Source organism: Lyngbya sp. CCAP 1446/10, assembly GCF_026130175.1.
In the GTDB taxonomy this organism is placed as follows: domain Bacteria; phylum Cyanobacteriota; class Cyanobacteriia; order Cyanobacteriales; family Microcoleaceae; genus Microcoleus.
This window is the reverse complement of record NZ_JAIGNI010000003.1, coordinates 75,708-92,909: the sequence shown is the minus strand read 5'-3', so window position 1 is coordinate 92,909 and position 17,202 is coordinate 75,708. Positions and strand designations below refer to the sequence as shown.

Annotated in this window: 15 protein-coding genes; 7 read left to right on the top strand and 8 right to left on the bottom strand. The window is 45.3% G+C overall.

All coding sequences use genetic code 11. The features are described 5' to 3' along the window. Positions 1-25 precede the first annotated feature (25 nt). The gene (locus K4039_RS02285) at positions 26-838 is read left to right on the top strand and encodes a DUF4058 family protein (RefSeq protein ID WP_265233498.1); all 813 of its coding nucleotides are present in this window, start codon (positions 26-28) and stop codon (positions 836-838) included. On the opposite strand, the gene K4039_RS02280 is transcribed toward K4039_RS02285, so the two are convergent. Further along, positions 835-1,770 carry a DUF1350 family protein gene (locus tag K4039_RS02280; protein ID WP_265233497.1) on the bottom strand — a complete coding sequence of 312 codons (936 nt, stop codon included), beginning with the start codon at positions 1,768-1,770 and terminating at the stop codon, positions 835-837. The two genes, K4039_RS02285 and K4039_RS02280, sit on opposite strands and share 4 nt — an antisense overlap. Positions 1,771-1,865: 95 nt before the next feature. After that, positions 1,866-2,669: a hypothetical protein gene (locus K4039_RS02275; RefSeq protein ID WP_265233496.1), complete on the bottom strand. Its 804-nt coding sequence runs from the start codon at positions 2,667-2,669 to the stop codon at positions 1,866-1,868. A 429-nt stretch (positions 2,670-3,098) separates the two neighbouring features. Between K4039_RS02275 and K4039_RS02270 the strand changes: the two genes are divergently transcribed. The 6 genes from K4039_RS02270 to K4039_RS02245 all read left to right on the top strand — a co-directional run bounded on the left by K4039_RS02270 (position 3,099) and on the right by K4039_RS02245 (position 7,357). Beyond that, positions 3,099-3,320, top strand: coding sequence for a DUF3285 domain-containing protein (locus K4039_RS02270; RefSeq protein WP_265233495.1), 222 nt, complete (start codon positions 3,099-3,101; stop codon positions 3,318-3,320). Positions 3,321-3,564: 244 nt separating this feature from the next. Further along, positions 3,565-4,101 carry an rRNA maturation RNase YbeY gene (ybeY, locus tag K4039_RS02265; protein WP_265233581.1) on the top strand — a complete coding sequence of 179 codons (537 nt, stop codon included), beginning with the start codon at positions 3,565-3,567 and terminating at the stop codon, positions 4,099-4,101. Between the two features lie 160 nt (positions 4,102-4,261). Continuing rightward, positions 4,262-4,771, top strand: coding sequence for a diacylglycerol kinase family protein (locus tag K4039_RS02260; protein WP_265233494.1), 510 nt, complete (start codon positions 4,262-4,264; stop codon positions 4,769-4,771). Between the two features lie 179 nt (positions 4,772-4,950). Beyond that, complete coding sequence (locus K4039_RS02255; protein ID WP_265233493.1) at positions 4,951-5,538, top strand: aminodeoxychorismate/anthranilate synthase component II; 588 nt, start codon at positions 4,951-4,953, stop codon at positions 5,536-5,538. A 259-nt stretch (positions 5,539-5,797) separates the two neighbouring features. Beyond that, a complete protein-coding gene (locus K4039_RS02250) occupies positions 5,798-6,580 on the top strand; it encodes an MBL fold metallo-hydrolase (RefSeq protein WP_265233492.1) in 783 nt (260 codons plus the stop codon). Between the two features lie 168 nt (positions 6,581-6,748). Beyond that, positions 6,749-7,357 carry a fasciclin domain-containing protein gene (locus tag K4039_RS02245; RefSeq protein ID WP_265233490.1) on the top strand — a complete coding sequence of 203 codons (609 nt, stop codon included), beginning with the start codon at positions 6,749-6,751 and terminating at the stop codon, positions 7,355-7,357. Positions 7,358-7,725: 368 nt separating this feature from the next. On the opposite strand, the gene K4039_RS02240 is transcribed toward K4039_RS02245, so the two are convergent. The 6 genes from K4039_RS02240 to K4039_RS02215 all read right to left on the bottom strand — a co-directional run bounded on the left by K4039_RS02240 (position 7,726) and on the right by K4039_RS02215 (position 17,111). Next, positions 7,726-10,467: a CHASE4 domain-containing protein gene (locus K4039_RS02240; protein WP_265233489.1), complete on the bottom strand. Its 2,742-nt coding sequence runs from the start codon at positions 10,465-10,467 to the stop codon at positions 7,726-7,728. Between the two features lie 331 nt (positions 10,468-10,798). Beyond that, positions 10,799-12,076: a transposase gene (locus K4039_RS02235; protein WP_265233488.1), complete on the bottom strand. Its 1,278-nt coding sequence runs from the start codon at positions 12,074-12,076 to the stop codon at positions 10,799-10,801. Positions 12,077-12,783: 707 nt separating this feature from the next. Then, positions 12,784-13,275 (bottom strand): hypothetical protein, encoded by a 492-nt coding sequence (locus tag K4039_RS02230; protein ID WP_265233487.1) that lies wholly within the window; start codon positions 13,273-13,275, stop codon positions 12,784-12,786. A 267-nt stretch (positions 13,276-13,542) separates the two neighbouring features. Beyond that, complete coding sequence (locus K4039_RS02225) at positions 13,543-14,547, bottom strand: RNA polymerase sigma factor, RpoD/SigA family (RefSeq protein ID WP_265233486.1); 1,005 nt, start codon at positions 14,545-14,547, stop codon at positions 13,543-13,545. A 616-nt stretch (positions 14,548-15,163) separates the two neighbouring features. Beyond that, positions 15,164-16,552, bottom strand: coding sequence for a sensor histidine kinase (locus tag K4039_RS02220; RefSeq protein WP_265233485.1), 1,389 nt, complete (start codon positions 16,550-16,552; stop codon positions 15,164-15,166). Positions 16,553-16,559: 7 nt separating this feature from the next. Further along, the gene (locus tag K4039_RS02215) at positions 16,560-17,111 is read right to left on the bottom strand and encodes a heme NO-binding domain-containing protein (protein ID WP_265233484.1); all 552 of its coding nucleotides are present in this window, start codon (positions 17,109-17,111) and stop codon (positions 16,560-16,562) included. Between the last annotated feature and the right edge of the window lie 91 nt (positions 17,112-17,202).

Sequence of the window (17,202 nt, the reverse complement as noted above, 5' to 3'; positions counted from 1 at the left end):
TGGAAATTTTCAACAATATATTACTATGCCTAATCCATTTCCGGGGATGAATCCCTATTTAGAAAGTCCTGACTTTTGGCCCCAAGTACATCACTTGCTTATTAGTAGCATTTTTGAATCATTAGTGCCGCAGTTGCTGCCAAGATATATCGTTGATATTGAAAAAAGAGTTTATGAGATTAGCGGGGAAAATTCCCTATTAGTGGGGATTCCTGATGTCACCGTGCAGCGCTCTCCAATTCAAACAAAGCCTACTTCTTCTAATATCGCAGTTGCTGTACCACCTGTGACAGCTTTGAAAGTAAGACTGCCAGTACCTGTCGAATTTAGGGAAGCCTATCTAGAGGTGCGAGATACAGAAACTAGGGAAGTTGTGACAGTGATTGAAGTGCTGTCACCAGCCAACAAGCGTCCTGGGAAAGGGCGAGAAATGTATGAAGAAAAGCGAGAAAAGGTGTTTGCTAGTCGGACTCAGATGGTGGAAATTGACTTGCTGCGAAGTTACCAACCTCTGCCAGTTTTTGGTAATGAAATTGAGGGAAGTTATAGAATTTTGGTAACTCGGACAAATCAAAAGCCTTTGGCAGATTTGTACCTTTTCAATTTGCCCAATATGATTCCTCAATTTCCTTTGCCTTTGCGTAGCGGCGATGCGGAACCAATTGTCGATTTACAAGCGTTATTAAATGGGGTTTACGATCGCTCCGCCTATGATTTTAGAATCGATTATACGACAGAACCCGTTCCTGGGCTGTCGGAACCGGATGCTGTTTGGGCTGATGCTTGGTTGCGGGAGACGGGGTTAAGAGGGCGATCGCAAATAACAACGGATAGTTAAGCGCCTAACCGCTTTTTCAAAGCATCCAAAAAATGAACAGACCAATATTCAAGGAATCGGCTTTTCAGGGGTTTAATGAATTTATCCCAAGGATTGAGGTCAACAATATAATTACCGATTTTGATGCCAATCGGCTCTAAATGTTTGCCTTCTATTTCCTGGCTCAATAAAGGCAATTTTCTATTACTTAGCTGTTGTATGAGCCAAAGTACATCGCTGTTTTTTTGTTCTTCGGGACTTTTGTTGATATCCTTGATAGAACCAGCAATTTTATCTCGATCGAAAGAAATTATTGCTGTTAAATTAAACAGAGAACTATTAGCGATCAAGCATTGAGTTTGTTCTCTGGTTGGTAGCACTCCTAAACGGAATTTGTCTAACAGTTTTGCTAGCGATCGCACTGGAATAGCGCTCTCGGTATTGCTGATATCAGGAGCAATTAATAACGAGGGCTGGTCTTTAATTGAAGGTCTGTCGATGCCCAGATTTTCGATTAAGCTGTGAATCTGTTCGTAGTCAGGGCGATCGCAGAATTTATTCACAATATTTGGATACCGATCGTCGCTTAAAAATTCTAAAAGAGCAATGTACTTGCATCCCAGACTGTGACCTACCCAAAAATAACTCGATAGTTCTTGATAAATTTCGCTTTCATAGCCTAATTTTTGAGAAATTTTGGTCAGTTCTGTTCTCAGGATCTCCTGTTCTTTTAATAACCCAATAGCGATCGGCCAGTGACGAAAAGTAAATCTAAATGGCAAAGCAACTACGGTATAACCTTCTTCAAACAACTGCTGTAAAAAATATCGATAAAACAAAGTTGGCAAACTACCAAAAAGAGTTCCACCAATAAATTGAATAACACCTTTGGGCTGCGGATGAACAGCTACCCAACTAAAAGAAACAGGCTGAAATTTAAATGAGTTCGACATTTGAATAAAGCTCAGTGAGTAAGTGGGCGTAATTAAACGTAATTAAACGTAAGGTGGGCATTGCCCACCCTACAGTTAATTACCCTTTAACAGTTCTAGATGCTAGACATTCTGACAGGAATCTCTAATTTTTCCATCACTGTATTTAAGTCTTTCAAATTGACATCACTGGCATCGAGTTCGGCTAGCAGTTGCACTAGCATTCTAGCTTTTCCTGGATTGTCTGCTTCCAAACTAGCCAAGTCCAAAATACCGTTGCTTAACTCTTCCAAAAGCGGCTGAAGGATTGGCGTGATGATAATTGGTGGTTGGGTTGGTTCAGGAGGAATTTCGTTGAAGGCTTTTCCACTGGCGATCGCTAAACTGTAATTGATTTGATCGAAGTCTGGTGAAGGATTAGGTACTAATGGGAAACCATTCGGCAAGAAAGTACCGCGAATTTCGGGATTCAATAATACCTTGACTGGTCGGAGGGATCCAGGAAGTATTTTGCGCCGAAATAGTGAGACAAATCCGCGCACTTCCAACAACATACCTGTAGTCAGAACGTTTAGCACTTGAGGCAACAATTCAACAGATGCTGTTTGGCGAGCGGGTATTATGAAAGTTCCGCGATATACCTCCCCGTTCTGAGTCAGAGGTATGTCAATGTTATTGCCTGCAACATCAACCACTAAGCCAACGTTCTTGTTGGGGCCCAAGGTGATTATTCTATTAGGATCATTTTGCACGGGTTTGCTGATGGTAAACTGAATCCGATATTGCACGTTGAACGGTTCGAGATTGGAGATGGTGAGAAAGTATCCCTGAACGACTCGGCGAGCCACTGGGAGGACGTTTGCAGGAAGGTTCAGAGGTGCGATCGGCTTTGCGAGGAGTTCAAATGTGGAAATTTCCATCTTGTTTTCAGAGTAATTTAACTTTTTGGGCTAGTCTTTACCCGGAAAAATTTGTTTATGTTTTTCCGTGGCTATCTCTATGAATAACTGCCCGTCGCCATTGGTTAACAGTCCCTTTTTCTAGTGACACTCACTTGAGTTAACTCAAGTGAGTGTCACTAGATTGTGGGACTTGACAATTTAAAAATTTTTGTTTAACCCCTGAGAAACACGGATCGGGAATTTAATTTATCCTTGTGTATCTGAAGATGAAAAGAAAATATCGAATTGATAATCAGCCCGCACATTAATCTGTTGGTATAATCCCCCTTTAATGGGTCCGGGGCGATCGAAAAACTCAAAACAGCTACACAAAACGTTACATTTTTGTTACCATCGTGGCGAGTCTGTCCTCAGCATTCGCCCTTTTAACCTTCAAAACTAACCGTTATGGATCAATCTCCCTCCACAACTCCCGCCTCCGAAGAGCTCGCCGCCGAAACTCCGATCGCGCCGACAAACAATGCACCTCCACCGAGTTATGTCAAGCTGGCGATGCGGAATATGGTTCGCAAGCGCGCGACTTCTTTGTTTCATTTTGCTTTGACGGCGGCCGGACTTTTGGGCGTACTCGTCGGTTTGGCTTTTCTTGATCGATATTTCAACTCTTAGAATACCCGGCGCTTGAAACCGCGGCGGTTGAATACCGGACGGTTGAAACCGCTTCGATACAGACACTCACGCGCCTCCGCGGGTTAAATACCGCGCCGTTTGATGTGATCGCGCGATCGACCCATTGCAATCTTCAACAGATTCCTGTAATCTGCCTGCTTAAAGCAAAAAGTCCCCGCCGCCCGATCGCCCAATTTGAAATTGTAAAAAAATTGAATATATTGCTTGACAACAGATGCGAAAAATGCTAATTGAGGTGAACGTCGAAGACTGTTATGGACTCGCCCAACAATCCGCCGACACTTACAACCACCCGGAGAATCAACCCAGCGGGGAGATTGCAGCCGAAACCTGGGAAAATTGGTTTAGCGTTTGGCTGGAAAACCAGGAGGCGGATGTGCCAGTCGCCCCGGGCTACGAAGTCAGTCTGCGTCTCACCGCCGATGCCGAGATCCAAGCCCTCAACGCCCAATATCGTCAACAAGATCGATCGACCGATGTCCTAGCTTTCGCATCTTTAGAGGTAGACTGTCCTCAGTTAGAGGAAATGCAGTCATCGGAACCTCTATACTTGGGTGATATCATTATCTCGATCGACACAGCGCAGCGACAAGCCCAGCAGCAAGGACATCCCCTGAAGACCGAACTAGCTTGGCTGGCATCCCACGGTTTTCTACATCTTTTGGGCTGGGATCACCCGGATGAAGCAAGTCTGACTCAAATGCTCGATCGACAAGAAACATTGTTGCGCGCGATCGGTCTTGAGATCCAAACACCATAACTGACATTGATACTGATTTAACCAATCATGCCAAGCTCAACATAACTCTCTAAAATTACATCAAAACTTTACCAAAAGCTGAGGAAAGTTACCTAGACTTGATGAAGTGAATTTTACAAGTCTAGCTTGCATTCATTTTTGTAACTTAAAGTTGGTTGTTATGACAATAGATAGACCGTCAATTTCATCAAACATCCCACCGTTTGCGATCATGCCTCAAGACTCTTCGAGCCCGACAGTCCACGAGTCAAAAAAGCCCTTGAAATACAGACGAGAACTGTCCTGGAAAATCGCCTCTAGTTTAGCTACGAGTTTTAGATACGCTTGGGGTGGGCTGACTTATGCCTTTGAAACTCAGCGCAATTTTCGGATTCACACTATTATTGGCACTTTGGCGATCGGACTAGGACTATTTTTGCACCTGAAACCTGTAGAAATATCAGTAATCGGTGTCACAATTGGTATAGTTTTAGCAATGGAATTGTTGAATACGGCGATCGAATCGGTGGTAGACTTAACCGTTGGGCAATCTTACCACGAACTCGCCAAAATTGCCAAAGACTGCGCTGCCGGAGCCGTTCTGGTATCCGCAATGGCCGCGGCGATTGTCGCTGCTGCACTGCTGCTTCCTCCCTTGTGGGTAGTTGTTCAAATTGCGATCGTCCGTTAGTAACTTATAGGCCAGGCAAATTTTACATTTTAGATGACCAATTTGAGGCTTTTAGTTTTATTTGTACATATTGCAGCTATTTTAATCTTGGGCATCTATCTAAAATCTTCAAACTATTGCATTCAGGCAGCGACTCAATCTAAGATCTAAAATCTCAAACCTAAAATCTAACTTAACCCGTGATTATAGTCATCGATAACTACGACAGTTTTACATACAATTTGGTACAGTATCTAGGAGAACTCGGCGCTGAATTGCCCGTAGCAAAAGAAGTCCAAGTCTACCGCAACGACCAAATCTCCTTAGCAGAAATTCGCCGATTGCAGCCCGCAGCAGTGGTTATTTCTCCAGGCCCAGGGCGACCGGAAGATGCGGGAATTTCTCTGGAATTAATCAAAGAATTGGGGCCGACTTTACCAATTTTAGGCGTGTGTCTTGGACATCAAAGTATCGGTCAAGTATTCGGCGGCAAAATTGTTTCTGCACCCGTATTAATGCACGGCAAAACTTCTCAGGTAGAACACGCAGGAGTCGGAGTTTTTGTAGGAGTAGAATCACCGATGGTTGCAACTCGCTATCACAGTTTGGTAATAGAAAAGCAGAGTTGTCCTGAAGTTTTGGAAGTTACGGCTTGGGTTGAAGATGGCACGATTATGGGCGTGCGGCATCGAGAATATCCGCACATTGAAGGTGTGCAGTTTCACCCGGAAAGTATTTTGACGACTTCGGGAAAGCAATTATTGCGGAATTTCTTAGAACGGCTTTAAGTAGAAGGAAGAAGGAAGAAGGAAGAAGGAAGAAGGAAGAAGGAAGGAAGGAAGAAGGAAGAAAGAAAAAACATATACACCCAGCTTGAGCGCGAGCCGTATTTTACGTTTAATCAAGTGGATTTGCTTAGTTGAATTTCTCTCGATTTGTAGAGTACGCGGTGCGCACCTTACGGTAAGACTAGAGTACACATTTCGCACCGGACTGTGTTTTGTGGTATAACAACAAACGACCAACACCCGATAACCCAACCACAAGATGAAACGGCGACAATTAATACGTTACGCACAGACGGGTTTGCTAGCAGCTTTAGCAACTGGTTTGCCCTCTGGATGGGAAAGCTATCAAGCTCAAACTGCTGATTCTTTGTCGGTTCAGTGGTTGGGCCACACTTGCTTTTTGTTTACAGGTGGCGGTGCGAGGGTGCTGGTGAATCCTTTTCGCCCCCTAGGCTGTACGGCAGGCTATCGTTCTCCCAAAGTACCTACAGATTTGATTCTGATTAGCAGCAGATTGCTCGATGAAGGGGCGGTAGACGGATTTTCTGGCAATCCCGGCCTTTTGTACGAACCGGGCGCTTATCGATCGAACGGGCTCAGGATTCAAGGCATTCGGACGCAGAAAGACCGTGAGGGAGGAAAGCGATTTGGGGTGAATGTGGCTTGGCTTTGGCAGCAAGCTGGTGTTAAGATTTTACACTTGGGTGGACTTGCTGGGCCGATCGGCATTGAAGAACAAATCCTGATTGGGCGGCCGGATATTTTGCTAATTCCCGTGGGTGGAGGGCCGAAAGCTTACACTCCGGCGGAAGCCAAGCAAACTGTGCAACTTCTCAAACCGAAAATGGTGATTCCCACGCATTACAAAACCCAAGCCGCCGATGCAGCAGCGTGCGATTTAGTGCCGCTAGATGACTTCTTGGCGCTGATGGATGGTACGCCAGTGCGCCGATTGAATAGTGACACGATTTCGATCAAATCTGCTGATTTACCCCAAACAGGTTCGGTGATTGAGGTTTTGAGTTATAGATTTGGGAGTTGAGACTCTTTTTCCCTAAGCTTGCGTTATAGTTAGGGAGTTTTGGTCGATCGACAATTCCAGCTCATTTTATCTCTACCTTAGCCTTTCCCAACCTGATCTTTTGAGGAAATTTGGCTAACATAAGAATTCACGTTCACTGTTTTATTGTCATAAGGAAATACAAGCGTAATGAAAAATCAAAATGTACCTAGCTGGAGCAAAAAAATCACAGGTTTGGCAGGAGTAATCGGCGCTAGCGCGTTGATTGCTTTCCCGGCTTGGGCTCACATCAACTCCAACACCAATGTGAATAATGCAACTCCAACTCAACAAGTTGCAGAAAATATGAAACCAATGGCTTCACCGGCACCAATGGCCGCCACTAAGGATATTGTCGCTATTGCATCTGGCGACCCTCAATTCAAGACATTGACAAAGGCTTTGGGAGAAGCAGGTTTGGTGACAACTCTCAAAGGAAAAGGCCCTTTCACTGTTTTTGCACCGACAGACGCGGCTTTTGCTGCTTTGCCAAAAGGAACTTTGGAAAATTTGATGAAACCAGCTAACAAAGCCAAACTTGTTAAGATTTTGACTTACCACGTTGTTCCGGGTGCTGTTTACTCTACCAGCCTCAAATCGGGCGATGTTAAAAGTGTTGAAGGTACCTCGCTGAAAGTGGCAGTTGCCGCAGGCAAAGTTACTGTTAGCGGTGCTAATGTTGTGAAAGCTGATATCAAAGCTAGCAACGGCGTTATTCACGTAATTGACAAGGTTTTGATCCCTGCTGATGCGAAGTAAGACTAGCATTTTTGGTCTCAAATGATGTCAGATTTGGTTAAATGAACGCAAAGTAAGGAAACGGCAAAAGCCAGGACACGGCGCCGCGCCTTTCGGAGTGTCAACAACCAGGTCAAATGTATCACCTGTCTTCTGTCTGATAATTAAGACCATATCCCCCTAGCCCCCCTTAAAAAAGGGTGGAACCAGAAGTGGATCAAAGTCCCCCTTCCTAAGGGGGATTTAGGGGGATCTGCCCTCGGCGGTAAACGAGAGATTACAAAGCGTTCCAGGGTTGTGGAGACTTTCCGAAGGCAGTGCCGTTCCCTACTGGCAATTAGATGCCTGTATTTCCGATCAAATCGTGAGATCAAATTCGTTTGAGAGCGCTAATCTAAGCGTATTGGGCTAGATGACAATTTTGCCGGCAACATGAGAGTAAAAGTTGACCCCTTGCCCAACTCGCTATTCACCGTAATTTCTCCCCCCAGCATCTGAGAGTATTTCTGCGCTATTGCCAAACCCAAACCCGTACCTCCGTACTTGCGAGTAGTCGAAGCATCAGCTTGCGTAAAAGGTTGAAATAACTTTTGTAGCTGTTCCGGAGTCATCCCAATTCCCGTATCAGTACATTGAAAAATTAACTGTTCACCATCCCAACTATTTTCGTCATTTTTAATTCTTTCAACGCTGAGTGTAATTTTCCCTTGCCGAGTAAACTTAGCTGCATTGCTGAGCAAATTAAACAAAATTTGAGTAAGCTTAATTTTATCCGAATGCAATTCGCCAATATTCTGAGGACACTCAACATTCAGCCGATTGGCATTTCGGAAAAATAGCGGTTCAACAGTTCTCGCTACATCTTGAACTGCCTCGAACAAGTCAAAATTTTCTAATTCAAATTCCGCGTGACCTGCTTCAATCTTCGACAAGTCCAGAATATCATTAATCAATCCCAGTAAATGATTGCCTGCATTGTGAATTCTTGCCAAATCCTCCACAAAATTGTCTTCGCCAAAATCTAAAGCATCTTCTTGCAGAATCTCGCTGTAACCGATAATCGCATTCAGAGGAGTTCGCAGTTCGTGGCTCATGTTAGCCAAAAACTGACTTTTAGCCAAATTAGCTGCTTCTGCGGCTTCCTTTGCTTTGTACAGTTCTGCCTCGCCTTGCAAGCGGTCAGTCACGTCGTGAGCCAGCACTAATTCAGCATTTCTGCTATCAAATATCAGGGTATAAGAAGTAATTTCTACATCAATAATTGTGCCGTTTTTGGTCTGGTGCTGACACACACCGGCAAAATCAATACTGGTATCTACTTGGGATATATTTTCTAGCAATGTCGGTAGTTCTGGGCTCGGACGAATATCTGCAACGGTCATGTTGAGAAATTCGTCGCGAGTGTAGCCGTAGTGGTGGATAGCAGCCTGATTGACGGCTATAAATTCCAGAGTTTCTAAATCGTAAACCCACATCGGATGGGGATTATTTTTAAACAAAAGTCTGTAGCGTTCTTCCGAGGCTCGGAGTTCGACTTCGGCTTGCTTGCGCTCGGTAATGTCGCGGACAACAGTGCAAATAATCTCGCGGCCGCCGTAGGAAATCACGCTGGCACTTACTTCCACGTCTACGCAGGAACCGTCTCGGCGCAGGTAGAGAACTTCGCCAATTCTGAATTGTTTGTCCGCCAGCAGGGACTCGATATTGCTGTCAATTAGGTCTTTGGAGTAAGCGACGATATCGTAAATAGTCAGTTGCGAAATCGTATCAAGACTGTAATCGAGCAAGTTTCTAAAGGCTGTATTGGCTTCTAAAAGGTGTTTGGTTTGAGCGTCCCACAGGAAAATGCAGTCTGTAGCTTGCTCGACTACGGCTCGGTAGCGGGCTTTTTCTTCTAGTTGTTCGTTTTCGGCGCTGGCGATCGCCCCGAGCATTCCATTGATAGTATGGGCAAGGTCGGACAACTCGTCTTCGCCCGTGACCGGCAGTCGCACCGAGAGGTCTTGGCTACTACTGACGCGGTTCACTGATGAAGCCAAACTGCTCAACCGAGAAAGCACCAGACGCTCTATCAGCAGCAGAGTGCAGCCGATAAATCCGATTCCCGCTAAGCCTACAGACACCAGCAGGTACAGCAAACTGGTTTGACCTTGGCGGTAGATTTCTCTGGGCATATCCACCCGTAGAAGTAACGCTGGTCGATCGTAAATATCCCGGATCAAAGCATAACCCGCCATCAAATCTTCGGTGACAGGACGCACCAAAATCGATTTTTTTGCCGACAGTTTATCGCGCACATTCCGAAAGTCAGCCGGCAACTCAGCCTCATTAACGCTGTGTACAATCAGCGGCAAGCGAGTAATTTTAGAAAGCTTGGCAATGCCCGCAGCATCCAAATTGCGCCCGAATACCAGCGTGCCTCGAATCGGGCCAGTGCTTTTTGTAGTGACAATTGGCCGGGAAGTAATCAGTATCGGCCCTGACGGTAGCAGCAGAATACCGGCGAGGCTGCTGTTGACGTTGGGGTGCTGCAACAACGGGTCGCCCAGAGAAATGTGCTGTTTTAAGGCTTCTGGAACAGGCGTTAGTTTCACCTTTTGGCTGTCGAAACCCGTACCGTAAACTATTTTGCCCGAAGTATTGACAAATAGGGCTATGTTAACTCTCACATTAGCCAGTCCTTCGGGAATCAAATTTGAGGCGATGAATTCTTTGTTACCATTTTGGATGAAAGCGTAGGTGTCGTCCCAGGCTGACCAGTCGGCAAAGCGCGAGTTGAAGTCGTCTGCGGTTTGCCCGAACACGCTGAGCACTCCCTTAACAACCTGTGTGGCTTCTTGTTCCTCTGCTTTGACAAGGCTGCCCAAAAGGATACTGGAGGAGGCTGCATAGAGAATGCCAGTCAGTCCAGCGATGGTAATGCCAACTATTGATAGTGTTTTCCGACGCAGTTTCATCTTGCCGAGTGTGTGTTGTCCGTCCGAAATTATCAACTCAGGAGCAATTTTACTGCTGTTTCCTGAATCCTGGCTGCTGGCGCAGCGCCAGTCTGCAGGCAGGGAGTCGGGTAATTCGAGTTTTTGGTCTGACGCACCGTATCGCTGCCTAGTTAAAAAGTATACAGGTAACATCCAGTGACTTCAGGCATGGGGATGAGAGCTGGTTTTTTGTTAAACAAGATCTTCGCCAAACGGGAAAATCGCCTCATAAATTAGGTTGGGTTGAGGTACTCGTACCGAACAAATAGGTTTTGGTTTCGCTTTGCTATATCCAACAAACCAATAAAATTGTGCAAGTATTCGTTATATAGCCTTTCTTAGAAAGATGAGGGCATAGGGCATAGGGCATAGGGCATGAGGCTCTCCTCACCACGCTTGAGAACCGTTATACCAGTTTCAGAATTGACACTCAAGCGGGCTGAAGCCACGCTCGATTCTGCTGACAGAATAACTTTAGTTATTACTAAAGCCTGATTCTCGCTACGGTAGCCAAACACCGTCTACCCAGTCGGTCAAGTTTTACACCTAACTTACTAGCTACTTTTCTGAGAATATTAGCGGCACCGTGAAGATCCGCATTAACTAAACTTCCGTTCGCAGAGCGATACAATCCGCGTTTAATTCGCCGTCCAGATGCTTTCCACCCCAGCGGTTTTTCACCGTATCTGGGTAGGGAGTCTCCATCAAGAAAGCTAGCTTTGGAGCTGTATGCTTCTTCTGTTTCAGTGAATTGAATTCCGTGTAAATCACAAAGTTGATTTAAGCGCTCTTTCAACTTACCCAAAGGCATCTGAACAAATTTTTGATTGTTCAGACTGCCCATATCAACATTGGATTTAAACCCTTGGTTCCATCCAATTACCAGATTGCCGATACCGTGTTTCAAACAATGGTCAACAATTAGCTTCGCAGCTTTATTGATGCCATCGCGCATCTGGTGATTGCGCTTGCGGGTTACGCGGTCTAGCCAACTATCCCAGTAACCTGTGGGCTTCCCTTCTTTCCTGGTCGCTATTTTTTTGTTCCAAAGCTGATTCATCGCCTTCATAACGCGAGCGTCGAGCAAGAAAGAATTTCCCAACGTGTCAACACAAGCAGCTAAATTGTCGGCAGTTCCCAGATCAATTGATAATGCTTGACTGCGATCTAAATTATGCTGCTGGCATTCTACCTCGTAAGACACTTCCAAATAGAAAGCACCGTTTTTCGGGAGAATCGTGAACTCTTTAACCTTTGCACAGTCAATATTTGATGGCATCGGCAGAAAGAATTCAGAAATCCCAAACCAGCGTCGCACTGTTAAACCCAGGGAAAATCGCAATTGATTACCGACAAGGGCTGGCTTTAGTCCTCCCGAATTGGGGTAAGCTACTTTAAATAGTTTAGGCCTCGTTAGATAGTTGGGCGGTTTAGGTTTAAAGTGTAAATTACCTTGAAGATATAATTTTTTCAATTCCTTGAAGCTTTTAAATGCCTCAGTCACCGACATCAGAGTTTGCTGCATGGGTGTTGAAGGCAGTGACTTAGCAACCATCGATTTAGAAATTGACGGTTCAAAAGATAAGTCGAATTTTCCTGTCAGCAGTTTTCCCGTTTTAAAAAATGTCTGACGAGCGAAATAAACAGCGCTATTGTACAGCTTTCCCGATTGCCGGCAGAGATACTGCAACACTGCTTCAACTTCTTTGTTAGGAGCTAGAAATATTTGTTGTACTCCCATTGCTTTTTTGATTTTAGCCACCCCTTTTTCCTAAAAAATTAATTGATTTATTTAGTTTAAAGGAATATAGTAGACAAGTCAAGTTACGACAACACAATTTTATTTAGCATTGACACTCTCAGCTCTTTCATAGACTGAGATTCTTGAATAGACCGCCGAAGCAATCTTCAAAGGCATTGTCAAAGTGCCTCGCTTTCGCTCAGAACAACTGTCTTGCGACGCTGCTATTGCGCTTACTTTTCTACTTTTGGTTGTTTTCGGAGTTCAACGCAAAGCCAAAATTCGGTACGCTCCCCATCCTACTATTACTTGCTCTTTTTGTGTTGGGTATCTAGCCCCGTACTAAGTAGCCGGAATTTCGCCGTACTAGGAATGGTTCAACACGTAGTTGATTATTCTTACTCACTGCTCAATTATAACAGAAGATTCAAGGCGATTGAAATCGCCGAGTCGTTTCCCTCTCAGGACTAAAGTCGCGCTCGTTTCCCACTTACCGTATTTCTTCTTATGAAGTCGTTAAGAACTATAAAGAAGATCCACACCATTCTGCTAACCAAGAAAGACACGGGGACTGAAGTCCCCGCGTCGCTTTCCTCTCAGGACTAAAGTCGCGCTCGTTTCCCGCTTCCCGTATTATTTTTATGGATGCAACTGTAGGCAGACTGCAAACTCTTATGCAGTGAGTAATTTCCAATTCTTTAATCCCCAATCCCCAATCGAAAATGATATTAGTTTCCCCACACCTGCTGTTTGTGAGCTTCCTTGCAAATACTCAAAATTCGTCGATCGTTGTCGCTGACGACGGAAAGAGGGTAATACTGTTGCAGGTTTACGGAGTAGGGAGAGCGAGTGCCGTCGTAAGTGTCTACTACTGTTAAATTTAACTGATTTCGATCGCCAGTGCCGTAAAAACAGTAAAAAGCAGACCGAGGCAGGTAAAAAGCCCCGACTACCTTGCTCTGACGCATTTCAAATACAAAATATTCTTGTTTAATTTCATCGGGCTGGCTCGACTGGCCGTAGAGGTAAATACCCTCTGATAAACCTGTACTAGCGGTATCTGGCACAGCATTTGGGGGAGATTGCGAACTAAAAACGCCGGATTTGATCTCCGAGTGTCCAAGCGGGCGTGCCGTCCATGCGATGCTAAAGTTACCGGGCGAGAGACCAAGGGCGATCGCCTCTAAACTGCTTGTCAATATCAAATAAGTCAAAACCACTCGCTTGCCCCAAAATTCATAATAACTGCCTCGCAGCGCCTTTTATACCGGTTTCAAAAAGCTCGTCAAGAAACCGGGTATTTGGCTGAACGCAGGTTATTAATTTGAATTCTCGATCGCCCGCCCGGTTCCTGAATTCAAATCTCAGATTAGTTTTGATAAATTTTGCGATCACGCGATCGACTTTCAAATAAAAATATCCTTGCCAGCAGCACAAACACCAAAAAAGGAGTTGAGATTTGGGGGAAATCTCAACTCCTTTAGTGACTAACTAGCCAAGTATTCTCGTACTTGAGATTGGCGCCGCCGCAGGTGGGCGAGAGCTTGATGTTCTAGCTGTCGCACTCGTTCGCGGCTGAGATTCAGCCTTTCTCCGACTTTCGCCAGCGACATTTCGGTGCCGTCTTCTAAACCAAAGCGCAGAATAATCACATCTCGCTGCTGCGGGGTAAGTTCTGAGATCAAAGTATTCAGGTCTTGTCGCAGCAATTCTGAGGTAATATAGTTATCTGGAGATGCAGTTTCGTCCTCTAAGAGTTCTTGCAGTTCGGTATCTTGGTTGTCTCCTACCCGCAAGTCCAAAGAAACGGGATGTCTTGCCATCAGTAGGTATTCTCGAATTTGCGAAGGTTGCAGTTCCAGGGCGGTGGCAATTTCCGCAGGCGAGGGAGAACGGCCAAACTGCTGGGTGAGTTCCCGCTGCACTTTTTTGATTTTGTTGAGTTTTTCGGTGATGTGAATTGGTAATCGAATGGTGCGGGCGTGTTGGGCGATCGCGCGAGTGATTGCTTGGCGAATCCACCAGTACGCATAGGTAGAAAATTTGTATCCCCGCATCGGGTCAAATTTTTCTACTCCTCGTTCTAAACCGAGAGTTCCTTCTTGAATTAAATCCAAGAATTCCATATTGCGTTTTTGGTATTTTTTGGCGATCGCCACTACTAAGCGCAAATTCGCTTCAATCATCTTTTGCTTGGCGCGCCGCCCTATTTGCAATATCCGGTTCAGTTCGGCTTCCGCCAACTCCATTTCGGCAGCCCACTCTTCGTTCGTAAGATCCCGCTGCCATTCTTTAGCAAATGCTTGTTTTGCTTCGATTAATTTCATCATTTGCTGTACCTGCTTCCCGAAAACAATCTCTTCTTCTCGGGTTAGCAGGGGTACGCGACCGATTTCGTGCAGATAGGTACGAACCGTATCCGTTGAGGAGTATGGCCGACTGCTCGTGCGATCGGCTTTCACTGTTTTGGTTTTAGGGGTTGTAGTGGACATGGGTGAGTTTTGCACTCCTTGTAACAACAGATAAAAAGTTGGTGATACCCTGTCCCACTTTTACAAGTGGGATAAAGACTGCGACAGGGGGATGTTACCCATCCTGTTTCTCGGTGACGATCGGTAGAAGCTTGTGGTTTTGGATTACTTTTGTGCTGAATTTTCTAGTAATCCCCGTTGATTTTCCGTAGCTCACTAGCTTTAACGGCTAGTTCCCGGCGAAGTGAAGCAAGAGTTTACTTTTCTCAATACTATTCCAAATTTTCAGGATCGTAAAGGGTAAAAGCCTCTGTCTTAAGGTCAAGATTCTACATTTTTCCTTAAGGTTTTAAATTCCCTGCTAGTTTTAACTGCAACTCAACTTTACAATACTCATGCAAACAGACTCATGCAAACAAACTCATGCAATTCGAGGGCTTTTTTTGCTCTCTGTTCTATCATCGCTTGAATTTTTCTCCCTGCCTAGATGCTAAGATGCGAGATAACCGAACTCGATCGCCCTATTCGCTGCAACTTACGGTTTAAAATATTTATTGACATTTTTCTTAAAATGTGATAAGGAAATTCTGCGAGGAGTAAGTAAAAGTCTATAAAAGCTGGCTGTGAACGCGCCAGCCTAATTTTTTTGCCTCAATGGAATTTCAACGCAAAACTCCGCTCCCGAACCCGGTGCACAAATGCCACGAATCAACCCCTGATGTTTCAAAACAACAATCTGGTAACTGATTGAGAGCCCCAACCCCGTACCCTGACCTACAGGTTTTGTGGTAAAAAACGGGTCAAACATTCGATCGCTCACAAGAGTGTCAAATCCCGGTCCGTTATCGGCAATTAGCACTTGGGCGCGATCGCCCGCCTGCAAAAGTTCCGTGCGAATCCGAATCCTACCGCCCTCACTGGCACCCATTTCTATAGCATCTATGGCATTGCCGAGCAGATTGACAAACACCTGATTGAGCTGTCCTGGATAACATTCTATAAGTGGCAAATCGCCATATTCTTTAATCACTTCAATTTCCGGCCTGCCATTATTTTCTTTGAGCAGGTGTTGCAGTATTAGCAGCGTATTATCTAGCCCTTCGTGGATATTAACAAACTTCATTTCCGCTTCGTCTAGGCGAGAAAAATTACGCAGCGACAGCACGATCTTGCCAATCCGGTCAGCGCCCACCCGCATGGAAGAGCAAAGTTTAGGCAAGTCTTCATTTAAAAATTCAAATTCAATTTCATCTCTATAAGCTAGAATTTCCGGTGCCGGAGCGGGATTGTATTTTTGATAGAGTTCTATCAGTTTCAGCAACTGTTGAATGTTGTCGCGGGCGCAGTCGAGATTGCCTAGAATAAAATTGACAGGATTGTTGATTTCATGAGCTACACCCGCGACAAGTTCACCGAGGCTCGACATTTTGGCGCTTTGGATCAGTTGCGCTTGGGTTTGCTGCAATTCTTGCAGAGTTTTCTTGAGTTGTTGGTTTTGGGCCACAGCATTCGCCGCCTGTTCTGCTTCCTGTAGTGCCGATCGCAATTGAGCTCGCTGTGTGGTTAATTTCTCATTCAATTTTTTAGCATCCGCTAAGGCAGTTTTCTGTGCTTGCAACAAGAAAAGCAAGTCAACTACCCGATCGTGAAGGGCGAAATCGTTAATCGTCAGCCCCAGCGGGGCGAGATCCGCTAAGTCTGCGATCCAAGGGGAACCGAGGAAAAAGATTACTTCTTGATTTTCCGCCGCAACCATCTGCCCTTTGAGCAGCATTTTGTTGTGGAGGGATTCGAGAAGGAAGATCGAGCGAGACTGCTCTCGAATGGCGTCAAATTCTAGAGGAACGTTCGGCCGTTCGATCCGAAAGTGTTCCTTGAGCGAACTTCCTAAAGATAATTCGGGGCAGATCCGAGCTAAAACATCTCCCAAATGCACAATTTCAGTCTCCCATCTCCGGAATGCTAAATGAAATGGAAAAGCTTTTGCAAATATCAGAGGAGAAGAACTGAATGCAGGGGAAACCATAATAGTTTTAGCTAGATTTGCAGTGGATGGAGAACACGTCGCGATCTGCTCCCTGAGTGCGATCGCTTGTTTGCTCGATCTCTACCTCTGTTTGGAATCGGCACGCCAAACCTTTCAACAGCCCCTTCACCATTGGGGCAAACCCTTGCCTGTGAGAGTAATAGTGCAGTTCCATGCTATTTTCTGAGTTTTCAGTACACTGAAACGAAGGCGGTTGAAGCTGGGGAAAATTCAACCCTACGCGGGCGTGGAGGTTGTCGAGGTTTGCCAGAAACTCCCGCAGGTTATCTCCCGCCAGATCGAGGATTTGGGCGTAGCCTTCAGAGGCGGTATAGATTACCCAGTATTCGCCGAAAGCCTGTAAAATATCATCGGCGCTCATTCCTAGCACTTCGCTTGCCGAATGTACCAGGCGGTGAGTGAGATCGTCTGGATAAGCATCCATTGTCATGAAAACGTCAATGTCTACATCTGCTTTCTCTTTGATGGTTTCCCAAGTCTCTTCCCCGAAGCGAGAACAGACCATTTCTTCGATCGCTTTGTTAACTAAACCGTACATAGATTACTCCTGCTTATCGAGGCGAGTGTTTTTTTGATACTTGCACTTCATCGGGCTTGAATTATATTGTAGACCGCCTGCCTCACTGAGA